The sequence below is a fragment of the Micromonospora sp. NPDC049101 genome, from assembly GCF_040648675.1.
In the GTDB taxonomy this organism is placed as follows: domain Bacteria; phylum Actinomycetota; class Actinomycetes; order Mycobacteriales; family Micromonosporaceae; genus Micromonospora.
Genome location: NZ_JBEZED010000028.1, coordinates 84,200 through 106,240, shown reverse-complemented (window position 1 = coordinate 106,240; position 22,041 = coordinate 84,200). Strand labels below are relative to the sequence as shown.

The 22,041-nt window shown below is 72.0% G+C and carries 26 protein-coding genes, 1 pseudogene and 1 riboswitch; of the genes and pseudogenes, 14 read left to right on the top strand and 13 right to left on the bottom strand.

Annotation, left to right across the window (positions count from 1 at the left end; translation table 11 throughout):
- Window positions 1-87, top strand: a pseudogene (locus AB0B57_RS30020) (phytochelatin synthase); the annotation flags it as partial.
- Window positions 88-229: 142 nt separating this feature from the next.
- On the opposite strand, the gene dusB reads toward AB0B57_RS30020, so the two are convergent.
- From dusB to AB0B57_RS29995, 5 genes are all read right to left on the bottom strand, one after another.
- A complete protein-coding gene (gene dusB / locus AB0B57_RS30015) occupies window positions 230-1,402 on the bottom strand; it encodes a tRNA dihydrouridine synthase DusB (protein WP_357077207.1) in 1,173 nt (390 codons plus the stop codon).
- 87 nt (window positions 1,403-1,489) lie between these two features.
- On the bottom strand, window positions 1,490-2,173 hold the full coding sequence (locus AB0B57_RS30010; protein ID WP_357077203.1) for a hypothetical protein: 684 nt from the start codon (window positions 2,171-2,173) through the stop codon (window positions 1,490-1,492).
- 141 nt (window positions 2,174-2,314) lie between these two features.
- On the bottom strand, window positions 2,315-3,694 hold the full coding sequence (locus AB0B57_RS30005; RefSeq protein WP_357077200.1) for a glycine--tRNA ligase: 1,380 nt from the start codon (window positions 3,692-3,694) through the stop codon (window positions 2,315-2,317).
- A 114-nt stretch (window positions 3,695-3,808) separates the two neighbouring features.
- Window positions 3,809-4,288 carry a hypothetical protein gene (locus AB0B57_RS30000; RefSeq protein WP_357077199.1) on the bottom strand — a complete coding sequence of 160 codons (480 nt, stop codon included), beginning with the start codon at window positions 4,286-4,288 and terminating at the stop codon, window positions 3,809-3,811.
- Between the two features lie 24 nt (window positions 4,289-4,312).
- A complete protein-coding gene (locus tag AB0B57_RS29995; protein WP_354979695.1) occupies window positions 4,313-4,654 on the bottom strand; it encodes an antibiotic biosynthesis monooxygenase in 342 nt (113 codons plus the stop codon).
- Between the two features lie 29 nt (window positions 4,655-4,683).
- Between AB0B57_RS29995 and AB0B57_RS29990 the strand changes: the two genes are divergently transcribed.
- The 8 genes from AB0B57_RS29990 to AB0B57_RS29955 all read left to right on the top strand — a co-directional run bounded on the left by AB0B57_RS29990 (window position 4,684) and on the right by AB0B57_RS29955 (window position 9,338).
- Window positions 4,684-4,941 carry a hypothetical protein gene (locus AB0B57_RS29990; RefSeq protein WP_357077194.1) on the top strand — a complete coding sequence of 86 codons (258 nt, stop codon included), beginning with the start codon at window positions 4,684-4,686 and terminating at the stop codon, window positions 4,939-4,941.
- A 54-nt stretch (window positions 4,942-4,995) separates the two neighbouring features.
- Window positions 4,996-5,940 carry a metal ABC transporter substrate-binding protein gene (locus tag AB0B57_RS29985; RefSeq protein WP_357077191.1) on the top strand — a complete coding sequence of 315 codons (945 nt, stop codon included), beginning with the start codon at window positions 4,996-4,998 and terminating at the stop codon, window positions 5,938-5,940.
- Entirely contained in the window at window positions 5,937-6,698 is a 762-nt protein-coding gene (locus AB0B57_RS29980; RefSeq protein ID WP_357077188.1) for a metal ABC transporter ATP-binding protein, read from the top strand. Before AB0B57_RS29985 ends, AB0B57_RS29980 begins: the two co-directional genes overlap by 4 nt.
- Window positions 6,699-6,701: 3 nt before the next feature.
- Window positions 6,702-7,574 carry a metal ABC transporter permease gene (locus tag AB0B57_RS29975; protein WP_357077185.1) on the top strand — a complete coding sequence of 291 codons (873 nt, stop codon included), beginning with the start codon at window positions 6,702-6,704 and terminating at the stop codon, window positions 7,572-7,574.
- 37 nt (window positions 7,575-7,611) lie between these two features.
- Complete coding sequence (locus AB0B57_RS29970; RefSeq protein ID WP_355030824.1) at window positions 7,612-7,911, top strand: metalloregulator ArsR/SmtB family transcription factor; 300 nt, start codon at window positions 7,612-7,614, stop codon at window positions 7,909-7,911.
- Window positions 7,908-8,312 (top strand): Fur family transcriptional regulator, encoded by a 405-nt coding sequence (locus AB0B57_RS29965; protein WP_357077180.1) that lies wholly within the window; start codon window positions 7,908-7,910, stop codon window positions 8,310-8,312. Before AB0B57_RS29970 ends, AB0B57_RS29965 begins: the two co-directional genes overlap by 4 nt.
- 51 nt (window positions 8,313-8,363) lie before the next feature.
- Complete coding sequence (locus AB0B57_RS29960) at window positions 8,364-8,972, top strand: hypothetical protein (protein ID WP_357077176.1); 609 nt, start codon at window positions 8,364-8,366, stop codon at window positions 8,970-8,972.
- 198 nt (window positions 8,973-9,170) lie between these two features.
- The gene (locus AB0B57_RS29955; RefSeq protein WP_357077173.1) at window positions 9,171-9,338 is read left to right on the top strand and encodes a hypothetical protein; all 168 of its coding nucleotides are present in this window, start codon (window positions 9,171-9,173) and stop codon (window positions 9,336-9,338) included.
- 143 nt (window positions 9,339-9,481) lie between these two features.
- On the opposite strand, the gene AB0B57_RS29950 is transcribed toward AB0B57_RS29955, so the two are convergent.
- From AB0B57_RS29950 to AB0B57_RS29930, 5 genes are all read right to left on the bottom strand, one after another.
- Window positions 9,482-11,488 carry an acyl-CoA dehydrogenase family protein gene (locus tag AB0B57_RS29950; protein ID WP_357077170.1) on the bottom strand — a complete coding sequence of 669 codons (2,007 nt, stop codon included), beginning with the start codon at window positions 11,486-11,488 and terminating at the stop codon, window positions 9,482-9,484.
- Between the two features lie 104 nt (window positions 11,489-11,592).
- Window positions 11,593-12,096: a DUF6328 family protein gene (locus AB0B57_RS29945; RefSeq protein WP_357077167.1), complete on the bottom strand. Its 504-nt coding sequence runs from the start codon at window positions 12,094-12,096 to the stop codon at window positions 11,593-11,595.
- Window positions 12,097-12,235: 139 nt separating this feature from the next.
- The gene (locus AB0B57_RS29940) at window positions 12,236-12,985 is read right to left on the bottom strand and encodes an SIS domain-containing protein (protein WP_357077164.1); all 750 of its coding nucleotides are present in this window, start codon (window positions 12,983-12,985) and stop codon (window positions 12,236-12,238) included.
- Complete coding sequence (locus tag AB0B57_RS29935) at window positions 12,982-13,788, bottom strand: AAC(3) family N-acetyltransferase (protein ID WP_357077161.1); 807 nt, start codon at window positions 13,786-13,788, stop codon at window positions 12,982-12,984. Before AB0B57_RS29935 ends, AB0B57_RS29940 begins: the two co-directional genes overlap by 4 nt.
- A gap of 29 nt (window positions 13,789-13,817) precedes the next feature.
- A complete protein-coding gene (locus tag AB0B57_RS29930) occupies window positions 13,818-14,648 on the bottom strand; it encodes an alpha/beta fold hydrolase (RefSeq protein WP_357077158.1) in 831 nt (276 codons plus the stop codon).
- 106 nt (window positions 14,649-14,754) lie between these two features.
- A riboswitch (TPP riboswitch) is annotated at window positions 14,755-14,859 on the top strand.
- 75 nt (window positions 14,860-14,934) lie between these two features.
- Here AB0B57_RS29930 and AB0B57_RS29925 point away from each other — a divergent pair.
- From AB0B57_RS29925 to AB0B57_RS29915, 3 genes are all read left to right on the top strand, one after another.
- Window positions 14,935-15,528: an ECF transporter S component gene (locus tag AB0B57_RS29925; RefSeq protein ID WP_357077155.1), complete on the top strand. Its 594-nt coding sequence runs from the start codon at window positions 14,935-14,937 to the stop codon at window positions 15,526-15,528.
- Between the two features lie 114 nt (window positions 15,529-15,642).
- The gene (locus tag AB0B57_RS29920; RefSeq protein ID WP_357077152.1) at window positions 15,643-17,139 is read left to right on the top strand and encodes an ABC transporter ATP-binding protein; all 1,497 of its coding nucleotides are present in this window, start codon (window positions 15,643-15,645) and stop codon (window positions 17,137-17,139) included.
- Window positions 17,136-17,936: an energy-coupling factor transporter transmembrane component T gene (locus AB0B57_RS29915; protein WP_357077149.1), complete on the top strand. Its 801-nt coding sequence runs from the start codon at window positions 17,136-17,138 to the stop codon at window positions 17,934-17,936. Before AB0B57_RS29920 ends, AB0B57_RS29915 begins: the two co-directional genes overlap by 4 nt.
- A gap of 132 nt (window positions 17,937-18,068) precedes the next feature.
- On the opposite strand, the gene AB0B57_RS29910 is transcribed toward AB0B57_RS29915, so the two are convergent.
- Window positions 18,069-18,557, bottom strand: coding sequence for a hypothetical protein (locus AB0B57_RS29910; RefSeq protein WP_357077145.1), 489 nt, complete (start codon window positions 18,555-18,557; stop codon window positions 18,069-18,071).
- Window positions 18,558-18,849: 292 nt separating this feature from the next.
- On the opposite strand from AB0B57_RS29910, the gene AB0B57_RS29905 reads away from it, so the two are divergent.
- Complete coding sequence (locus tag AB0B57_RS29905) at window positions 18,850-19,146, top strand: thiamine-binding protein (RefSeq protein WP_357077142.1); 297 nt, start codon at window positions 18,850-18,852, stop codon at window positions 19,144-19,146.
- 187 nt (window positions 19,147-19,333) lie between these two features.
- A complete protein-coding gene (gene gndA / locus AB0B57_RS29900) occupies window positions 19,334-20,776 on the top strand; it encodes an NADP-dependent phosphogluconate dehydrogenase (RefSeq protein ID WP_357077139.1) in 1,443 nt (480 codons plus the stop codon).
- 159 nt (window positions 20,777-20,935) lie between these two features.
- Here gndA and AB0B57_RS29895 read toward each other — a convergent pair whose 3' ends face one another.
- Window positions 20,936-21,697: a pirin family protein gene (locus tag AB0B57_RS29895; protein ID WP_357077136.1), complete on the bottom strand. Its 762-nt coding sequence runs from the start codon at window positions 21,695-21,697 to the stop codon at window positions 20,936-20,938.
- Complete coding sequence (locus AB0B57_RS29890; RefSeq protein ID WP_357077133.1) at window positions 21,694-22,041, bottom strand: hypothetical protein; 348 nt, start codon at window positions 22,039-22,041, stop codon at window positions 21,694-21,696. Before AB0B57_RS29890 ends, AB0B57_RS29895 begins: the two co-directional genes overlap by 4 nt.

The window sequence follows — 22,041 nt, the reverse complement described above, 5'->3', positions numbered from 1 at the left end:
TCCGCCGACCCCAACCAGGCCGCCTACGACATCACCGTCGAGCACCTCGCCGACTGGATCGCCACCCGCGGCTACGCCACCAGCTGACCCACACCGAACAGGGCCGGACCCTCCAGGGGTCCGGCCCTGTTCGGCATAACCGCAAGCCGGAACGCACACGGTCCCGCGTCCGACGGGGCCTCGGCAGGCCGCCCGCCCGCGCGTCACGGCACACACCAACGGGTGCGGCTCAGCCGCCGGAGTCGTCCATTTCGGCACCCTCGGGGACGGCGTCGTCGTCCCGACTGGCCAGCCAACCCTCCGGCAGGAAGACCTTGCCCGGCGAGTTGGTGCGCCCCCGCGGCTGGCCCAGGGCGGTCACCGGGAACGGCTCCGCCGGATCGAGCTTGCCGAGCAGGTCGTCGAGCTGGGCCAGGCTTTCGATCATCGCCAGCGAGCGGCGCAGTTCGCCGCCGACCGGGAAGCCCTTGAGGTACCAGGCGACGTGCTTGCGGAAATCGGTGCAGCCGTCCCGCTCGCCCCGAGCCGGGTTGCGGGCGCCGGCCACGAACTGGTCGACAAGCAGCTCGGCGTGCCGGCGCATGGTCACCGCCACCTCGCCGAGGGTGGGCAGCCGTCGCTGCGGACGACCGTCGAAGGCGGCTTCCAGGTCGGCGAAGAGCCACGGGCGACCCAGGCAGCCACGCCCGACGACCACGCCGTCGACCCCGGTGTGCGCGACCATCCGCAGCGCGTCGTCGGCCTCCCAGATGTCGCCGTTGCCGAGCACCGGCACGTCGAGGGCCTGCTTCAGGGTGGCGATCGCGTCCCAGTCGGCGGTGCCCGAGTAGCGCTGCGCGGCCGTCCGCCCGTGCAGGGCCACCGCGGCCACGCCGGCCTCCTGGGCGGCGAGCCCGGCTTCGACGTACGTCAGGTGGTCGTCGTCGATGCCCTTGCGCATCTTGACCGTGACCGGCACCCCGGCCGGCGACGCGGCGTCCACCGCGGCCCGCACCAGCCGCGCGAAGAGCCGGCGTCGCCACGGCAGCGCCGCGCCGCCACCACGCCGGGTGACCTTGGGTACGGGGCAGCCGAAGTTGAGGTCGATGTGATCGGCCAGGTTGCGCTCGACGACGATCCGGACGGCGGCGGCGGTGATGTCCGGGTCGGTGCCGTAGAGCTGGAGGCTGCGCGGCTTCTCGTCGTCGCCGAACGCGATCATGCGCAGCGTCTTCGGGTTGCGCTCGACGAGCGCCCGAGTGGTGATCATCTCGCAGACGTAGATGCCGCCGCCCTGCTCACGGCAGAGCCGGCGAAAACCGACGTTGGTGATCCCGGCCATCGGCGCGAGCACCACCGGCGGCCACACCTGGTAGCCACCGAGGGTCAACGGGCGTCCGGGCGCCACCGCGACATCACTCACCCCGCAAGTATACGGAGGGGTTCCTCCCCCTATGCCCGCCGCCGGGCGGACGCTCGGGTCGACGCCCGGGGGGCGACCCGAGCGGGCCTACCGGGACAGCCGTCGGGCGGTGCTGAAGCCTGTCCCGCTGGGCCCCGTGCAGGTCTGGAGCACGAGATCGTATCGGCTCGCCCAGTGCGGCATCGTGCCTCCCTTGCGCGGCTGCCAGCGGCGCCCGACCACCTGGTAGGTGCCCGCGCACGGCCCCGACACGACCCGCACCACCCGCCCCGCCGGGAGGTCGTCCAGCCACGCCCAACCCATGGTGTCGTGCCCCGCCAGGAGACACGTCGGCGAGGTCGTCCAGGTGACGAGCGCTCCGCGGTCGATCGCGGCCTGCGAGTGGATGGCCGTGACGGGGGCGAGACGTGTCGTGGGGGCCTGCGGGGGCGTACTGCGCGCACCACCGGCCGCACCGACGACCGGCGGGATGACGGGGGCTCGCGGGGACGCGCTGCGCGCGGGACCGCGGCGGGAGGCGACCCTCGGCTCAAGCCTCGCCTGGGCGGCCTCGATCATCCCCTCGGCGGACGACATGGACGGCGCGGCCGGGTCGACCGAACCGGCCGACCCGCGTGACGCGGATGACACGTCCGGCGGGGCGGAGGCGGCAGCCTGGGCGGGGAGCACCTGGACGGCACCGCGGTGGGCGGTGGAGCCCGAGAGCGCCGGCAGTCCCGCGACGATTGCCGCCGCGGCGGTCACGCGGAGGACGAGAAGTCGCTTCGCCATGTCAACCCACCTTCTTCCGATCACGACCAAGATATCGAAAGATGGCATTGAATTAATTTCATCGACCGGCGTTTTGCCTGGTAGACCACGAAGTGGCCCCCTCTCCACCACCGTGGAGAAGGGGCCACTTTCCGGAGTACGTCAGCAGCCGGGGAGGCGCTCGATCAGGTAGCGCTCGACCTGGTCCAGGGAGACCCGCTCCTGAGCCATGGTGTCCCGGTTGCGCACCGTCACGGCGTTGTCGTCCAGGGTGTCGAAGTCGACTGTCACACAGAACGGGGTGCCGATCTCGTCCTGCCGACGGTAGCGGCGGCCGATCGCCTGCGAGTCGTCGAACTCCACCACCCAACGCTTGCGCAGCAGCGTCGCCAGGTCCTTGGCCTTCGGCGACAGCGCCTCGTTGCGCGACAGCGGCAGCACCGCGACCTTGACCGGGGCCAGCCGCGGGTCGAACCGCATCACGGTGCGCTTGTCCACGCCACCCTTGGTGTTCGGTGCCTCGTCCTCGTCGTACGCCTCCAGCAGGAAGGCGAGCACCGCGCGGGTCAGACCCGCGGCCGGCTCGATGACGTACGGCATCCAGCGCTCACTCTTGGTCTGGTCGAAGTACGACAGGTCGACGCCGGAGTGCTTGCTGTGCGTGGAGAGGTCGAAGTCGGTGCGGTTGGCGACACCCTCCAACTCGGCGAACTCGGTGCCGCCGAACTGGAAGCGGTACTCGATGTCGACAGTGCGCTTCGAGTAGTGGGAGAGCTTCTCCTTGGGGTGCTCGTACAGGCGCAGATTGTCCGCCGACAGGCCGAGATCGAGATACCAGTTCCAGCGCTCCTGGAGCCAGTACTCGTGCCACTGCTCGTCGGTGCCCGGCTCGACGAAGAACTCCATCTCCATCTGCTCGAACTCGCGGGTCCGGAAGATAAAGTTGCCTGGGGTGATCTCGTTGCGGAACGACTTGCCGGTCTGCGCGATGCCGAACGGCGGCTTCTTGCGGGCGACCGTCTCGACGTTCTTGTAGTTGACGAAGATGCCCTGGGCGGTTTCCGGGCGCAGGTAGTGCAGCCCCTCGTCGCTCTCCACCGGGCCCAGGTAGGTCTTCATCAGGCCGTTGAACATCTTCGGCTCGGTGAAGGTGCCCTTGTTGCCGCAGTTGGGGCAGTTGAGCTCGGCGAGCGAGACCGGCGGCTTGCCGTGCTTGGCCTCGTACGCCTCCTCCAGGTGGTCCGCCCGGAACCGCTTGTGGCAGAACTGGCACTCGGTGAGCGGGTCGACGAACTCGGCGATGTGGCCGGACGCCTCCCACACCTTGCGGGCCAGGATCACCGCGGAGTCCAAGCCGACGACGTCGTCGCGCTGCTGGACCATGGTCTTCCACCACTGCCGGCGGACGTTCTCCTTGAGTTCCACGCCGAGCGGGCCATAATCCCACGCCGATCGGGTGCCCCCATAGATCTCGCTGGAGGGGAAGACGAAGCCTCGTCGCTTGGCGAGGCTGACGACGGCGTCGATACGGTCGGCTGGCATGTTTCCTCCTACGCCGGCTGGCGGTCGGCGGGGGCGAGATGTGGATGGATCGGTCGGTTCGGGACAACGGTACGACCACCGTCGCCCTGAGCCCAGCAGAATACCGGGGGCGGGTCAGCTGACCCCGCAGACCTCCACGCCACCAGTCTGGCCGTCGCGCCCCAGGATGACCTGCTGCTGCTCCCGGCCACCGCCGTCGAGCGTCACGTCGACCGGCATGGTCAGGTTGATGGTGTCCACCTCACCCAACCGGAACGCGGCCACCTGCGGTTCGGCGGCGGCACGCCGTTCGAACTCGGGCTGGGACTCGCGCTGCTGCGCGTCGTCGCAGAGCTGCTCGTACGCCCGCCCGTAGTTCCGCTCGACAAGCGCCTGGTAGTAGTCGCCGGTCACGGTGCGGGCCTGCTCCCGGACCGCCTGCACGCCGGTGACGAACAGGCCGACGACGGCGCTGCCGCCCCCGCCGCAGCAGAGCACCACGGCGAGCGCGCCGACGCCGAGGCCGATCCAGAGCCGGGTCCGGCGCCCCTCGGTGGGCGGCGCGGCGAACGGCGGAGCCACCCCGGGACCGGGTGGCGGGGCGGGTGCGGTCATAGGAGCAGCGTAGTGTCCGCCGGCTCAGCGGTAAGGACCCGCAGCCCGATCACTCTCGGCGACGACCACGGCCCCGCCGGGGGCTGCGGTGGCCAGCGCCTCGTACGCGGAGGGCTCGTCGACCGACTCGGCGAGCAGCGGTACGGCGCTGACCTTGACCTCGAAGGCGCCCAGTGCCCGGCGGTAGGTGCCGACCGACTCCCACTCGGTGACCAGCGACCAGTACCGGGGGTCGTCGAGCGCCCGGACCAGTTGACCGCGCAGGTAGCCGGGGCAGGCGGCCAGTGCGGTGAGGGCGGCGTGCGCCCGTTCGGTGAAGTCGTCGGCGACATCGACGTCGACCACGAACCGGTTGGTCACCAGCAACGGGTGTCCCTCCTCGTAGAGTCTGTGGGATGCAGCGTACGCAGCGCCCTCTGCTGGCCCGGTTGGCCGGGGCCAACCCGACGTCGGTGTTCCTGATCACCCTGGTGGTGGTGCTGGTGGCGTTCTTCACGCCGGGGGTGATCGGCGGGCTGCTGACGCTCGCGCTGGCCGCCGTGCTGATCGCCCTGTTGGCGACGACCTGGGCGGTTCAGGCGCCACAGACCCGGCTGATTCGACTGGTGATGCTCACGCTGCTGGTGACGGTGGGCCTCGCGAAGCTGCTCTGACATGCAATCATGCGTTTTTGACAATCATTATCGTTGCCACGGACAGTTGGCGTCATGAGCAACCGCACCACGTCCCGTGTCCTGGCCGCCGTCACCGCCCTCCTCACCCTGGGGGCCGGGGCCGCCTGCTCCACCAGCGCCGGCGGCGCCGACCCCCAACGAGTCGACGTGGTGGCCGCGTTCTACCCCCTCCAGTTCCTGGCCGAGCGGATCGGCGGCGACGCGGTCCGGGTGACCAACCTGGCCAAGCCCGGCGCCGAGCCGCACGACCTGGAGCTCAACCCGAGCCAGGTCGGCCAGGTCAGCGAGGCCGAGCTGATCGTCTACCTCAAGGGTTTCCAGCCGGCGGTGGACGACGCCGTCGCCCAGAACGGCGGCGACCGGGCGTTCGACGTGACAAGCGTGCAACCGCTGTTGGACGCGACCGCCGGCGGGCACAACCACGAGGGCGACGAGGGGCACGCCGAGGAGGGCAACGGCGGCAAGGACCCGCACGTCTGGCTCGACCCGACCCGGCTCGCCGGCATCGGTGACCAGCTCGCCCAGCGGCTCGGCAAGGCCGACCCGGACCGCGCCGCCGACTACACCGCCCGCGCCGCGGCGCTGCGCGCCGACCTGACGGCCCTGGACGGCGAGTTCAAGCACGGCCTGGCGACCTGCCAGCGGCGGGAGATCGTGACCAGCCACGCCGCGTTCGGCTACCTCGCCGACCGCTACCAGCTCGAACAGGTCGGCATCACCGGGCTGAGCCCGGACGTCGAGCCCTCGCCGCAGCGGCTCGCGCAGGTGATCGAGGAGGCGAAGGAGCACCACGCCACCACGATCTTCTTCGAGACCCTGGTCAGCCCGAAGGTCGCCGAGACCATCGCCGGTCAGGTCGGCGCGAAGACCGCCGTACTGGACCCGATCGAAGGACTCGCAGCCGGCAGTAACGGGGACTACCTTTCGGTGATGCGTACCAACCTGCGGACCCTGCAGACGGCCTTGGGCTGCTCGTGACCTCACCTGTCATCACCGTCGAGCACGGGGTGGTCGGCTACGACGGCCGCCCCGTGCTCCGGGACATCTCGCTCACCGTGACCGCCGGCGAGGTGGTCGCGGTGCTCGGCGCCAACGGCTCCGGCAAGTCCACCCTGATCCGCGCCGTGCTCGGGCTGGTGCCGTTCAGCGCCGGCTCGGTCACCCTCTTCGACCGGCCGTTGCGCCGGTTCCGGCAGTGGGAGCGCATCGGGTACGTTCCGCAGCGGCTGGGTGCCGGCGGCGGCGTGCCCGCGACCGTCCGTGAGGTGGTGGCGTCCGGGCGGCTGGCCCGCCGGGGGGTGCTCCGCCCGCCGGGTCGCGCCGACCGGGCCGCCGTCGACGCCGCGCTGCTCGCGGTCGGGCTCGCCGACCGGGCCGGCGACCCGGTGGCCACGCTCTCCGGCGGCCAGCAGCAACGCACCCTGATCGCCCGCGCCCTGGCCGGCCACCCGGAGCTGCTGGTCCTCGACGAGCCCACCGCGGGGGTGGACGCGGCCAGCCAGGAGGCATTCGCCGACGCGCTGCGCGACTTCGTCGCCGGCGGCGGGACGGTGCTGCTCGTCGCCCACGAGCTGGGCCCACTGCGACCGGTGATCAGTCGGGCGGTGGTCGTCCACGAGGGCCGCATCGCCCACGACGGCGCGGTGCCGGACCCGGCCGGCCACCACGCGGAGCCGGACCACGACCACGTGCACCCGCACTGCTACGACGAGCCCGCCGGGCTGTGGAGCAACTGACCCATGGGACTCTTCCAGTACTCCTACATGCAGCATGCCCTGATCGGCGCGCTGGTGATCGGCCTGGCCGCGCCGGCGCTCGGCATCTACCTGGTGCAGCGCCGGCTGGCGCTGATCGGCGACGGTGTCGGGCACGTCGCCCTGACCGGCGTCGGGGCGGGCCTGCTGCTCAACCGCTCACCGGTGCTGGTCGCGGTGCTCGTCGCCACCGCCGGCGCGATCGCCATCGAGGTGGTCCGCGCCCGTGGGCGTACCTCCGGTGACCTGGCCCTGGCCCTGCTCTTCTACGGCGGCATCGCGGGCGGCGTGTTGCTGGTCGGCCTCTCCGACGCGACGAGCGCGAACCTCAACGCCTACCTGTTCGGGTCGCTGATCACCACCTCCCTCGCCGACGTGATCACCATCGCGGTGCTCGGCGCGGCGATCCTGGTCACGATGATCGCGCTGCGCCCGGCCCTCTTCGCGGTCAGCCACGACGAGGAGTACGCCCGGGTCTCCGGCCTGCCGGTGCGTACGCTGAACCTGCTGATCGCGGTGGCCACCGCGATCACCGTGACCATCGCGATGCGGGCCGTCGGGGTGCTGTTGATCAGCGCGTTGATGGTGGTGCCGGTCGCCACCGCCCAGCAGGTCACCCGGGGTTTCCGCAGCACCATGACCGCGGCGATGGCGCTCGGGCTCTTCGCCGCCGGCTCCGGTGTCTGGGTGGCGGCCACGGCGGACACCGCGCCGGGTGCCTCGGTGGTGCTCGTCGCGATCGCCTCCTTCCTGGTGGTCGCCGTCGCCGGTGGGGTCTGGCGGACACTGCGCCGGCGGTCGACGCCGGCCGCCGCGCCAACGGCCGAACCTCACGAGGTCGTGCTGGGCCGATCCTGAGCGGGGCGCTGGCGCTGGTATTGGTTACCGTTGCAGGATGACCAGCGCAACGGGCTACGAGGGGTTCGACGGGGCCAGCGAGTTGCTCCGCGCCCTGTCGGCGCCCATCCGGCTGGCCATCGTCAGTGAGCTGGCCAGCGGTGAGCGGTGCGTGCACGAGCTGGTGGACAAACTCGGTGCCGCGCAACCGCTGGTCTCCCAGCACCTGCGGGTGCTGCGCGGCGCTGGTGTGGTGCGGGGTTCCCGCCGCGGTCGCGAGATCGCCTACAGCCTGGTCGACGAGCACGTCGCGCACATCGTGGCGGACGCGGTCAGCCACGCCGGGGAGGGATCATGAGCGAGAGCGAGAGCGGCACCGCGGTGCGCAACACCCGACAGCGTTCGGCGGTGAGTGCGCTGCTGGCCGAGATGGAGGGCTTCCACAGCGCCCAGGACCTGCACGCGATGCTGCGCCAGCGCGGCGAGCGGGTCGGCCTGACCACCGTCTACCGCACCCTGCAGGGGCTGGCCGACGCGGGCGAGATCGACGTGATGCGGCCGCCGGGCGGCGAGCACCTCTACCGCCGGTGCAGCGAGGGGCACCATCACCACCTGGTCTGCCGGGCCTGCGGGCGCACCGTCGAGGTGGCCGGGCCCGCCGTGGAGAGCTGGGCCGACCGGGTCGCCGCGCAGCACGGCTACGCCGACGTCAGCCACACCCTGGAAATCTTCGGCACCTGCCCCACCTGCGTCCGCTGACTGTCGATCCGACCGTGCCGTCAGCGCTCGGTTCGTGACACGCTGTCCGGCGTGAAAATCTATGCCGATCGGTTCCCGACCGCCGCCCGTCAGTTGCTCACCGACCTGCTCGTCGTCGCCTGGGTGTACGCGGCGGTCCGCGGCGCGCTGTGGCTGCACGACCTGGTGCAGAAGCTCGCCGTACCGGGGCAGAAATTGGAGGGCGCCGGCAGTGGCCTCGCCGACAACCTCGCCGACGCCGGCGGCAAGGTTCGCCGGGTGCCACTGGTCGGCGACGAGCTGACCGCGCCCTTCCAACAGGCCGCCAACGCTGCCCGAGGGCTCGCCGACGCCGGCCGCGACCAGCAGCACCTGGTCGATCAGCTCGCCCTCGCTCTCACCATCGCGGTGCTGATCTTCCCGCTCGGCCTGGTGCTGTTCGGTTGGCTGCCGCTGCGGCTGCGCTGGATGCGTCGGGCCGGGTCGGCCGCGAAGCTGGCCGCCGGGCCGGCCGGCCGGGACCTGCTCGCCCTGCGCGCGTTGGCCACCCAGCCGCTGGGCCGGCTGACCCAGGTCGGGCCCGACGTGGCCGAGGCGTGGCGGCGCGGCGACGACGCGACAGTCGACGCGCTGGCCGCGCTGGAGTTGCGCCACCTCGGCCTGCGCGGCCGGACCCGCTGACCCCGACTTCCCCGCGACCACCGCTCGCACCGGCGACCCGCGGATGCCGCCGACCACCGCTCGCACCGTGATCAAGTGATGAAAAGTAGGTCAGAAGCAGCCCGGGGACCTACTTTTCATCACCTGATCATGGCATCGGCGGTGCCGACCACCGCGCCACCTCGGACCGCGCGGTCGAGAGACCGTTAAGGTCTTCGAGTGTTCTACTTCCTGGTCGTCATCGCCGTCCTGCTGCTCGGCTACGCCGCCGTCCTGGTGTCCTTCGTCCGCCGGGGCAAGAAGATCCCGCCCGCGGCGTACCTGGGTCTGGCGGCGGTCAACGGCCTGATCCTGGCGGCAGTGCTGGCCTGGGCGATCAGCCGCTGACCCGCGCCGTCGCCCGCCGACCCGCGCCGCGGCCCGCTGCACCCACACCGCGGCCCGCCGCACCCGCACCGTGGCCCGCTGCACCTGCGCCGGCCGCCGTCGAGCCGGCTCGGCTCGACGTGGCGCCCGGCGGCGCGCGCGGGTCAGGGCTTTGGCGGGATGCGGCGGCGGACGTCCTTGGCGGTGGACGGGCCGGGCGACCAGCGGGCCACCCAGGGCAGTTCGTCGGACGGAGTGATCACGCCCTCCTCCAGGCCCGCGTAGCGGCCGGCGAGGATGCGCTTCGCGGCGGTGGTGTCGACCGAGTCGGTGTTGTCCCACAGGGCGTTGAACAGGGCGTCCACCCGCACCCGCGCCTGCCGGCAGAACAGGTCGGCCAGCTCGACATTTTCCGGGCGGCTGCCCCGCTCGGCGTTGGCCCGGACGCAGACCGCGGACATCGCGAACAACTCGGCGCCGATGTCCACCACGCGGCCGAGGAACGCCTGCTTACGTTCCATCTTTCCCTGCCAGCGGGACATCGCGTAGAACGTCGACCGGGCCAGCTTGCGCGACGACCGCTCCACCTGGCGCAGGTGCGCGGCGAGCGGCCCGAACTCGGCGTACGCCGATGGGCTCTGCCCCCGGCCGACGGCCAGGGTGGGCAGCCACCTCGCGTAGAAGGCACCGGCTCGGGCGCCGGCGCGTGCCTTGCGGCCCAGGCCCGCGTCCGGGTCGATGATGTCGCCGGCCACCGACAGGTGGGCGTCGACCGCCTCCCGCGCGATCAGCAGGTGCATGATCTCGGTGGAGCCCTCGAAGATCCGGTTGATGCGCAGGTCGCGGAGCACCTGCTCGACGTTGGCCGGGCGTTCGCCCCGGGCGGCCAGCGAGTCGGCCGTCTCGTAGCCGCGCCCACCCCGGATCTGGACCAGCTCGTCGCCGATCTTCCAGGCCATCTCGCTGGCGTACAGCTTGACCAGCGCGGCCTCGATCCGGATGTCGTTGTGGTCGTCGTCGGCGAGCAGGCAGCAGAGGTCGAGCATGGTCTCCATGCCGTACGTGGTGGCGGCGATGAAGGAGAGCTTCTGCGCGACCGCCTCGTGCTCGCCTACCGGCCGGCCCCACTGGACCCGGTCGGCGGCCCAGCCCCGGGCCACGTTCAACGCCCACTTGCCGGCGCCCACGCACATCGCCGGCAGCGACAGGCGACCGGTGTTGAGGGTGGTCAGGGCGATCTTCAGCCCCTTGCCCTCGCCACCGATGACGTTCTCGGCGGGCACGAACACGTCGTGGAACCGGGTGAGGCTGTTTTCCAGGCCGCGCAGGCCGACGAACTCGTTGCGCCGTTCGACGGTGATGCCGGCGCTGTCGCCGTCCACCACGAACGCGGTGATGCCGCCCCGCCGCCCCTCGGCGGCCGGCACCCGGGCCATCACCACCAGCAGGGTGGCCACGATGCCGTTGGTGGCCCAGAGCTTCACCCCGTTGAGCCGGTAGCCGGTGCCGTCCTCGGTCGGCTCGGCGGTGGTGGCCAGCCGGGCCGGGTCGGAGCCGACGTCTGGTTCGGTGAGCAGGAACGCGGACACCTCGCCGGCGGCGAGCCGGGGCAGGAAGCGCTGCTTCTGCTCGGCGGTGCCGAACATCTTCAGCGGCTGCGGCACCCCGATCGACTGGTGCGCGGAGAGCAGCGCGCCGATGGCCGGGCTGACCGAGCCGGCCAGCATCAGCGCCCGGCAGTAGTGCAGGTTGCTCAGCCCCAGCCCGCCGTACTTCCGGTCGATCTTCATGCCGAACGCGCCGAGGTCGGCCAGGCCATGGAACACCGAGTCCGGAATGGACGCGTCGCGCTCGATGGCGGCCCCGTCCACCTCGGCGGTCAGGAAGGCGCGGAACCGACCAAGGAACTCCTCGGCGCGCGCCACGTCGTCCGGATCCGATCGGGGCCACGGATCGATCAGGTCGAGTCGGAGGCGGCCAAGGAACAGCTCCTTGCCGAAGCTGGGCCGGTCCCAGGTGGACTCGCGGGCGGCCTCGGCGACCTGCCGGGCCTCCTTCTCCGAGACCTGCCCGGCCTCCTCGGGCAACGGGGCCGCGGCACCGGCGGTGCGGGGTGCGGCGTCGGAATCGGGGCCGTCCGGTGCTGGTCGGCCGTCCTGCGTCGTGGTCACGGCTGCCCCCTCGAACCTCGGTGCGGCTGCGTCGACATGCGCGACTATCGTCACGCTACCCCCGGTTGTTACCCGGAGGTAGCCATCGGTGGAGATCTGTCAGATCAGCGGCCGGCGATCTCGTCCGGGTCGTCGTCCTCGTCGTCGATGTCGTCCTCACCCCAGTTGCGGCGAGCGAACGGCAGGGCGGCCCAGAAGGTGATGAACCAGAGCCCGGTCAGTGCGCTGAGCACGAAGGCGATCGGCCGGTCCAGCACGAAGTCGGTGATCAGCAGCACCGCGCTGACCATCGCGATCAGCATGAAGGCGAGACCCCCGGTGGCCATCCGGTGTGCGAAGCGCACCAACTCCGGCTTACGCCCCTGCCGGAACAGCGCCCGGTGGAACGCCACCGGCGAGATGATCATCGCGGTCGCGGCGGCCGCGGCGAGCAGCGCGACGATGTAGACGTCCCGCTGGAACTCCGTGGTCTCGGTGAACCCGTTACTGAACGGCAGGGTGAGCAGGAAGGCGAAGAGGATCTGCACGCCCGTCTGTGCGACCCGCAACTCCTGCAACAGGTCGGCGAAATTACGCTGCCAACGCTGCTTCTCGGTCTCCTTGGACACGCGCTACCTCCGCTGCGACGCTACTGCCGGCGGTCCCGGCCGCCGGCAGCAACGCCAATGCCCCACCCGGGCGAGCGCGAAACGGGTTCACGACATCCGTCGTTCACCTTCCGGACGCACCTCGGCCATCAGCACCGCGTCAGGACCCGCGCCGGATTCGACCGGCGTACCGGGCCTCCAGCTCCGTGTTGTGCGCGTCGCCGTCGGGGATGTTCGCCGACAGGTAGACCGGCGGCCGCTCCCCCGCCGACAGCAGCCGCGCCACCACCTCCACCGTGACCTGCTGGGCCAGCAGCGCGGCGGTGATCGACGAGACCGCGCCGACCGCGCCGCCACCGGGCAGCGGCAGCGTCGCGTCACCGTACGGCGCACCGTTGTCGAGCACGACGTCCGCGAGGTCGGCCAGCTTGCGCCCGGACGGGTGGCGGGAGGTCATCCGACCCGAGTGCTGCGCCGAGGTGATCGCCACCAGGGCGTGGCCGCGTTCCTTGACGAGCGTGGCGAACTCCACCATCGCGCCGTTGACCCCGGAGCTCGAGGCGAGCACGAAGACGTCGGCGGGCCGCACCGGAGCCAGCTCGTAGAGCCGGTGGGCCACCGCCGGGTCCCGCTCCAGCAACGGACCGAGCCGTTCGGCCGGTTCGCCGCCGAGCAGCACCAGGTCACGCAGCGCGATCCGGTTGGTCGGCACCAGCCCACCCGCCCGGCCGGCGATCTCCATGGCGAGGGCCTCGGAGTGTCCGGTGCCGAACGCGTGCACCACCCCGTCGGCGCGTACGGCGTCGGCGATCAGGTCGGCGGCCCGCCCCACCGCCTCCCGCTGGCTGGCGGCCACCCGACCGATCGTCTCGGTCACCACGGCCAGGTAGGCCTCGGCACTCACCGTCATGCGTCCTCCGTCGTTCGATTACGGTCCAGCCAGCGCACCCCGAAGTCGACAGCCGCCCGCTGGCGCATCAACCTGCCGGTCCCGGTGCCGACCGGTCCGCTGCGCACCGCCCCGGTGGCCTCCAGGTCCGCGCCCAACGCGTCGAAGTCGTCCGCGTCGAGCCGTACGTCCTGCCACCACACCCATTCCCGACCGCCGTCGCCGGTCCGCACCGCCGCGCCGACCCGCTCCCGGGGCGAACCCGGGCAGCGGTACTCGGCCAGGTGCAGAGAGGTGCTCACGGAGTGGTCCACGCCGAGCAGGAGAACGTCGGCGTCCAGGTCGTAGAGCCGGGCCAGCGGCGAGCCCTCGCCGAGCATGTCGGCCAGGCGGTGCCCGGCCACCACCTGCTCGGCGGCCGGACCGAGGGCGGCGAACGACACGTGCGGATGCGAACTGCGCAGCGCACCGGGCCAGCCACGGACCGTCTCGGCGAGCGCGCCCATGAAATGGCTCGGGGTCACCGCCGGGTCGAAACCCGGCATCTCGGCGCGGATCAGCGGCCACCAGTCCGCCGGCACCGGCGGGTTGCGCCACTGCGCGGGATCACTGTTGTCGGGCGTGTGGGTGGGCACCACGATCGTGCCGTCCGGGCCGAGCGCGTCACGCAGGGCGAGCACCACGGCGTGCGGTCCGCCGCAGACGAACCCGAGCGGACGCAGCGCGGCGTGCACCAGCAGCGTCGCGCCGGGGCGTACGCCCAGCAGGCGCAGTTGCGCGGCGATCGAGCGCCGGGTGCCCGGCCCGCTGGTACCCGTCGTCACGGTGCCCCTCTCCGACCGACCCGCACGGCTCAGGCCGTTCCGGCGGCCCGGGCCAGGATCGCCTCGGCGAGTGGGCCCGGCGCGGTGTCCGGAATCCAGTGACTCACACCGGTCAACGGCACGAAGCGGTACGCCCCGGTGACGTTCGCGGCACACGCCTCGGCGGCACTCCGGCCGATGGCGACGTCCCGGTCACTCCAGACGTAGGTGGTGGGCACCGCGACCGGGCCGACGCCGGCCAGGTCGGCGCGGGACATCGCCCGGTACCAGTTCAGCGCGGCGGTGAGCGCCCCCGGCGCACGCATCGGGGCGGCGTAACGGTCCACCCGGGGCGCGTCGCCCACCCCGCCGAGCATCTTGCGCAGCGCTGTCGCGTTCCACGCCAGCAGCACCCTCTCCGCGGTCCTTGGCTTACGGAACAACGTGATGTACGACGAGCGGGCCTTCTGCTGACCGTCGTTGGCCAGGGCGTACGCCATGGCGGCCGGATGCGGCACGGACACCGCGGTCAGCGTGCGGACCCGGTCGGGGTGCCCAGCGGCGACGGCCCAGGCCACGATCGCGCCCCAGTCGTGGCCGACCAGGTGGACGGTGTCCAGCCCCAGGGCGTCGAGCACCGCCACCACGTCGGCGACCAACTCGGGGATCCGGTAGTCGGCCACCGCCGTCGGCCGCGCGCCGGGCGAGTAGCCGCGCTGGTCCAGCGCGTACGTGCGCAGCCCGGCCGCGTGCAGCGCGGGCACCACGTCGTCCCATTCGCCGCGGTGTTGGGGGAAGCCGTGCAGCAGCAGGACGGGTACGCCGTCCGACGGACCGCCGGCGGTTACCTCGAACGTGAGACCTCGCGCGTCGACCCGCATGATCGTCAGCCTACCCATCCGGCGCACCGCCGGCCGAACGCCGAGACGGACGGAAGCCCTGCTAGGCCGGCACCCCTGGTCGGTGTTAGCGTCGACGAGACAACTTCACATCCGACAGGGGAGCGCACAGCGCTGAGAGTGCGGGCACGCCCGCAGACCCTCGAACCTGATCTGGGTAATGCCAGCGCAGGGAGTTCGGTCGACCTCCAGCCGCGCCGCCGTCCGGTGCCACCGGGCGTGCGGCGTGCGTCTTCTCCTGGTTCGCATTCAGAACTGGGAGCAACACATGAATTCCACCACCGACACGGGCCGCTGGCGGACCATCGACATCGTGGTCGCCTCGGTGATCGCGGTCGCCTTCGGGGTCATCTTCTGGGCCTGGGGCCTGGTCTGGAGCGCCACCGAGGGTGCGTTCACCTTCTTCCCGCCGGCGCAGGCGCTGCTCTACGGCGTCTGGCTGATGCCGGCCGTGATCGGCGGCCTGGTCATCCGCAAGCCCGGCGCCGCGCTCTACTGCGAGACGGTGGCCGCGGTTCTCTCCGCGCTGCTGGGCAGCCAGTGGGCCGGCACGGTGATCCCGCAGGGCATCGTGCAGGGCATCGGCGCCGAGCTGGCGTTCGCCGCGTTCCGCTACCGGTCGTACCGGCTGCCGACCGCGCTGCTGGCCGGCGCACTGACCGGTCTCAGCGCCGCATTGTTCGACTTCTTCGTCTGGAACGCCGACTACGCGTTCGCCGACTACCGCCTCCCGTACGCGCTGATCACCATCGTCAGCGCCACCGTGATCGCCGGTGCCGGCGGCTGGCTGCTGACCGAGTCCCTGGCCAGGACCGGAGTCCTGGACCGCTTCCCGGTAGGCCGGAACCGAGCACTGATCTGACCCCACCCACTCGGGCCGATCATGAGGTGGACGGATGGATCTCCAGAACCACCCGTCCACCTCATGATCAACCGGGCAGGGTGAGGGGCGGCGGGCCGGGAGGGGGTGGGTTTGGTGGGCGGGGTACTGCTGCGGGGGTTCGGATGGCGGCACGCTGGGCGGCGCGCCTGGGCTCTGCGCGGGGTTGATCTGCGGGTCGAGGCTGGGGAGCGGGTTCTGCTGCTCGGGCCCTCCGGGGCCGGGAAGAGCACCCTGCTCAGCGCGCTGGCCGGGCTGCTCCCCGAGGACTCCGGCGAGCAGGAGGGCACCGTCGAGATCGACGGACTCGACCCGCGCAAGGGGCGGGAACGCGTCGGCATCGTCTTCCAGGACCCGGAAACCCAACTGGTGATGGCACGCTGCGGCGACGACGTCGCGTTCGGGCTGGAGAACCGCGGCGTACCGACCGACGAGATCTGGCCCCGGGTGGACGAGGCGCTGCGCCGCGTCGGCTTCCCGTACCCCCGGGACCGCCCCACCGCCGCGCTCTCCGGCGGCGAACAGCAACGCCTCGCCCTGGCCGGCGCACTGGCGCTGCGTCCGGAACTGCTGCTGCTCGACGAGCCGACCGCCAACCTCGACCCGGCCGGGGCCGACCTGATCCGGCAGGCGGTGGCCGGCGCCCTGGACGCCGACACCACGCTGATCCTGGTCGAGCACCGGATCGCCGAGGCGCTGCCGCTCGTCGACCGGGTGGTCGTCCTGGAACCGGGCGGCGGGGTCCGCGCCGACGGCACACCCGAGGCCGTCTTCGCCGCCCACGGTGCCACGCTCGCCGCCGAGGGGGTCTGGGTGCCCGGTCACCCCATCGCACCCCGGCCAGCCACCGCCGCGCCCGGGGACCTGTTGCTCACCGCCGACCGGCTCGGCCTGCCGCCCCGGCTGGGCTCCACCGACCTGGCGGTACGCGCCGGCGAGGCACTCGCCGTACGCGGACCCAACGGCGCCGGCAAGTCCACCCTGGCGTTGCTGCTCGGCGGGTTGCTCCGGCCGGGCACCGGACGGGTCACCGCATCCGTCGAGTTGGCCGGCACCGACCACCGCACTCCCCCACACCGGTGGTCGGCCCCCGCACTGGCCCGGCGGATCGGGTCGGTCTTCCAGGATCCGGAGCACCAGTTCGTCACCAGCACCGTCTTCGACGAACTGGCGCTCGGCCCCCGCCGGACCGGTCAACCCGAGGCGGCCGTCAAGGAGACCGTGTCCGCGCTGCTGGAACGGCTGCGCCTGGGCCGCCTCGCGGCTGCCAACCCGTACACCCTCTCCGGTGGTGAGGCGCGGCGGCTGAGTGTGGCGACCGCCCTGGCCACCGCGCCCCGCCTGCTGATCTGCGACGAACCCACCTTCGGCCAGGACCGGCGGACCTGGCGGGAGTTGGTCGACCTCTTCGCCGACCTGCGCGACGCCGGGCACGGCGTGGTCGCGGTCACCCATGACGCGGACTTCGTGGCCGCGCTCGCCGACCGCACCGTCACCCTGCACCGGGCCGCGGCCGGCGCCGTCCCCGCCGACCCGGCAGGTGATCGGCCAGGTCGGCCGGCGGGCCAGCCTGGCCGGGACGACGTCCGATGATCAGCATCGAGCCGGTCGCCGCGCCCGACGCGCCGTTGGCCCGCCGCAACCCGGTGGCGAAGGTCGCCGCCGCGCTGGTCTTCTCGTTCACCCTGCTGGCCACCCTGGACCCCCTCGCCCCGGCGATCGCCATCGCGCTCGAACTCGCCGTGCTGCCGCTGTTCGGCATCGGCTACCGGGTGCTGGCCCGACGGGCCTGGCCACTGCTCCTCAGTGCCGCCGGCATCCTGGTCACCCTGGTGCTCTTCGCCGCCGACCGGTCCGGCCGGGTCCTCCTGGACGCGGGACCGATCCTGGTGACCACCGGCGTGCTGCTCACCGCCCTCGGCCTGGTGCTACGGGTCTTCGCGGTGGCCCTGCCCGGCGTGATCGTCTTCGCGACCACCGACCCCACCGACCTGGCCGACGCGTTGGTCCAGAACGTGAAGGCACCGGCCCGGTTCGCCATCGGGGCCCTGGCCGCGTTCCGTCTGGTGCCGCTGCTCGGTCAGGAGTGGCAGATGATCAGCATGGCCCGACGCGCACGCGGCGTCGACGCGGGCCGCAACCCGGTGGCGAAGCTGCGACTGTTCGCCTCCACCGCGTTCGCGCTGCTGGTCGGGGCGATCCGCCGGGGCACCAGGCTCGCGGTGGCGATGGACGCCCGTGGCTTCGACGCCGGCACACCCCGCACCGTCGCCCGCCGTCAGCACTTCACCCGCGCCGACGCGCTCCTCATCGCCGGGGCGGTAGTGCTGGCCGGCGCCGCCCTCACGACAAGCATCATCGCAGGCACCTTCCGCCCCTTGATCAGCTAAACCCCAGCCGCCGCGCCCACGCAGCACCCTCGCCGATCTTGCGGTTTCTGTCGCCGTTCCGTCCTGGTGTGCCAGTTTCGTGAGGACAGAAAGTGCAAGATCGCGGGGCGAGGTGGGCCGCAGGCGGCTCGATCAGCTGCGGCGGAAGGCGTAGCGGCGGGTCTGGCCAGCCTGCTGGCTGCGTCCGCCGCCGGAGCGGTTGCCACCACCCTGCGGCGGGCCGGCCGTCGGTGCCTTCGGTCGCCCGGTCGACTTCGGCAGATCTCCCACCGCCGGCGCGTCGACAACCGCCGGCACATCGACCGCCGCCGGCGCATCGACCGCTGCCGGCCCGGCGACCGGAACCGCTACATCGACCGGGACGGCCAACTCGTCCGGGACAGCCACCGGCAGCGCCGGCCCGGCCAGCACCGTCGATTCGGCCAGCACCGTCGGCCCGGCCAGCACGTCCGGGACAGCCGCCGGCCCGGCCAGCGCCGGTTCCGCCGGCAGGGGCGGTTCGAGCGCGAGGTTCAGGTCGGGGAGGGTGGGTGGGAGCGGGCCGGGGCCGGCCGCCGGGTCGATGCCGAGCGGCGTCGCTTTCGGGGTACGGAACTTCTTCGGGTTACGCCTCGCAGGCATCCTGACCTCCGTCAATGCCGACCGGCACGGCCGGCCCCGCGCTGCGGCGGTCGGTCGGATCGGCTGGTGACCGCCGTTGCGCGGCGGTCGAAGGGAGAAGGGACTGCTCACCGGGGCCAGGCAGGGCCAGCGCCGCCGAACGGCGGGGAGGAGATGCGGGACGCCCGGGAGCGCACGGACCGCGACGCGGGACGGCGGGCCGGCTCGGAAAGTGGGGCGTCAGTTACGCATGTCCGTACCCTAGCCACCGCCCGACCGGACGCGCATCCGTTTTTACTGGCACGATCGGCACATGCTTATCGCGTTCTCGATCACCCCGCTCGGCGGTGACGACTCCGTGGGCGACCTGGTCGCCGAGGCGGTGCGGGTGGTCCGTGCCTCCGGCCTTCCCAACCGGACCGATGCCATGTTCACCACCGTCGAGGGCGAGTGGGACGAGGTGATGGCGGTGGTGAAACGGGCGGTCGACGTGGTCGCCGCGCAGGCGCCCCGGGTGAGCGTGGTACTCAAGGCCGACGTCCGGCCCGGGGTCACCGACGCGCTCAACGGGAAGATCGCCCGGATCGAAGCCCGCCTCGCCGAAGGCTGACGCGCGCGGCGCGGGTTGGCGACAGGTTTCCCGGTACGGCCTACCGGCTCCACTGCGGAGCGCCCAGGCCACCATTCGCAACGCGCATGTTGTTCGCAGAAACGGGAGGTGGATCACTGGTCCATATCGGCTCACATCGCGGTAAGTTTCCAAACGCTGATAGTGGTGACGAGAGGTGGCGGCACGAATGGCTGAGCAGGCGAGGGCGCAGATCGGTGTGACCGGGTTGGCGGTGATGGGCCGGAATCTGGCCCGCAACCTGGCCCGCAACGGCTTCACGGTGGCGGTGCACAACCGGACGCCCGCGCGCACCCGGAGCCTGGTCGCCGAGCATGGCGACGAGGGCACGTTCGTGCCCGGTGAGACGATGGCCGACTTCGTGGCGTCACTGGAACGCCCCCGCGCGGTGATCGTCATGGTCAAGGCGGGTGCGCCCACCGACGCGGTGATCGACGAGTTGGTGCCGCTGCTGGAAGAGGGCGACATCATCGTCGACTGCGGCAACGCCCACTTCGCCGACACCCGCCGCCGGGAGGAGGCGCTGCGCGCGCAGGGGCTGCACTTCAGCGGCACCGGCGTCTCCGGTGGCGAGGAGGGCGCGCTGCTCGGGCCGAGCATCATGCCCGGCGGTTCCGCCGAGTCGTACGCCAAGCTCGGGCCGATGTTCGAGAAGATCGCCGCCCAGGTGGACGGCGTGTCGTGCTGCACCCATGTCGGGCCGGACGGTGCCGGGCACTTCGTCAAGATGGTGCACAACGGCATCGAGTACGCCGACATGCAGCTCATCGCCGAGGCGTACGACCTGCTTCGGGCCGGTCTGGGCGCGAAGCCGGCGGAGATCGCGGAGATTTTCCGCGACTGGAACAACGGCGAGTTGGAGTCGTTCCTCATCGAGATCACCGCCGATGTGCTCGCGCACACCGACGCGGCGACCGGCCGCCCCTTCGTGGACATCGTGCAGGACCGGGCCGAGCAGAAGGGCACCGGCCGGTGGACCGTGCAGAGTGCCCTGGATCTGGGCATCCCGATCACCGGAATCGCCGAGGCGACCTTCGCCCGCTCGCTCTCCGGGCACGTCGACCAGCGCGAGGCCGCTCGCCGGGCGTTCCCGGATGCGGGTGAGAAGTGGCAGGTCACCGACCGGGACGCGTTCGTCGAGGACGTCCGCCGGGCGCTGCTCGCTTCAAAGATCGTCGCGTACGCGCAGGGCTTCGACCACATCCGCGCCGGCAGCCAGGAGTACGACTGGGACATCAACCTCGGCGGCACGGCGACGATCTGGCGGGGCGGCTGCATCATCCGGGCCCGCTTCCTCGACCGCATCCGCGAGGCGTACGACGAGAAGCCGGACCTGCCGACGCTGCTGGTGGCGCCCTACTTCGCCGAGGCGGTCGCCGCTGGCGTGCCGAGTTGGCGGCGGGTGGTGGCCGACGCGACCCGGGCCGGTGTGCCGACCCCGGCGTTCTCGTCGTCGTTGGCGTACTTCGACGCGCTGCGCGCCGAGCGCCTGCCCGCCGCGTTGATCCAGGGTCTGCGGGACAACTTCGGCGCGCACACCTACCAGCGGGTCGACCGCGAGGGCTCGTTCCACACCACCTGGGCCGGTGACCGCGCCGAGTCCCCGGCGTAGTCGGCGCGGCGCCCGCGGCGCCGTGATCGTGCTCGATCCATGATGTAGTGGCCTTCCGCCCTCGGAAGGCCACTACATCCATGTTCGGGCGAGATCGTGGGGGCAGGGCGGTGCGCGCTCATGCGGCAGGGCGGTGCGCGCCTCCCGGCCGGGCAACGGTCAGGCGACGGTGGCGTGCATCTCCCAGACCAGGATCTCGGCCGGTTCGTCGGCGGTGACCCGCCGGCCTCCGGTCCTGGTGAGCCGGACCGCGTCGCCGGTGCCGAGCGGGCCGCTGCCCTCCAGGGTCACCGTGCCGTTGGGCACGTACAGGTGCACGAAGGGTGCGTCGGGGATGGTGACCTCGTCGCCGGGGGCGAGACGGGCGGCGTGCAGGGTGGCGTACCGGTTGCGGATCCGGATCGCGGACGCACCGTCGTAGCGGTCCATTCCGGAGGCGATCGGCACCAGGCCGCCGCGGAGGAGTTCGTCCTCGATCTCCAGTTGCTCGTAGCCGGGGTCGACGCCCTGCTCGTCGGGGAGCACCCACATCTGCACGAAGTGGACCGGGTCGGTGTGCGGCTCCTGGTTGTCGAGTCGCCAGGCGTCGTTCTTCTCCGAGTGCAGGATGCCGGTGCCGGCGCTCATTCGCTGGGCCAGGCCCGGGTAGATCACCCCGGAGTGCCCGGTGGAGTCCTGGTGCACCAGGGAGCCGCGCAGCACCCAGGTGATGATCTCCATGTCCTGGTGCGGGTGGGTTTCGAAGCCAGCCCCCGGGCGTACCACGTCGTCGTTGTTGACCAGCAGCAGACCGTGGTGGGTATTGGCCGGGTCGTAGTGCCGGGAGAACGAGAACGAGTGCTTGGAGTCCAGCCAGGAGATCCGGGTGGCGAAGCGGTCATCGGCGCGACGCACGTCGACGGCGGGAGCGGGCGCGGTCACCAGGCACGCTGCCCGGCGTCGGGGGTCGACGGCGCCCAGGTCAGGGCCGGCTCGCCGGTGGCCAGCTCGGCGATCTCACCGGTGCGGATCTGCGGTGTGTGACCGAACTCGGCGCAGTGCTGCTCGGCGATCTCGGCACAGATGTCGGCCACCTGTTCGCAGATCGGGTCGCCCAGATCGGCCGCGTTCAACGCCATGATCATCTTGAACCGAAGATCCCGCACATCCACCCCAAACGCCGTAAACCCGCCAGCTTCGGACCCTACCCGCCCCGCTTCCGGAAGACGCCGAAACAGCAGACGCTCCCCCGGCCGAAAGCCCTCCACCCCGGCCGCGTCGATCAT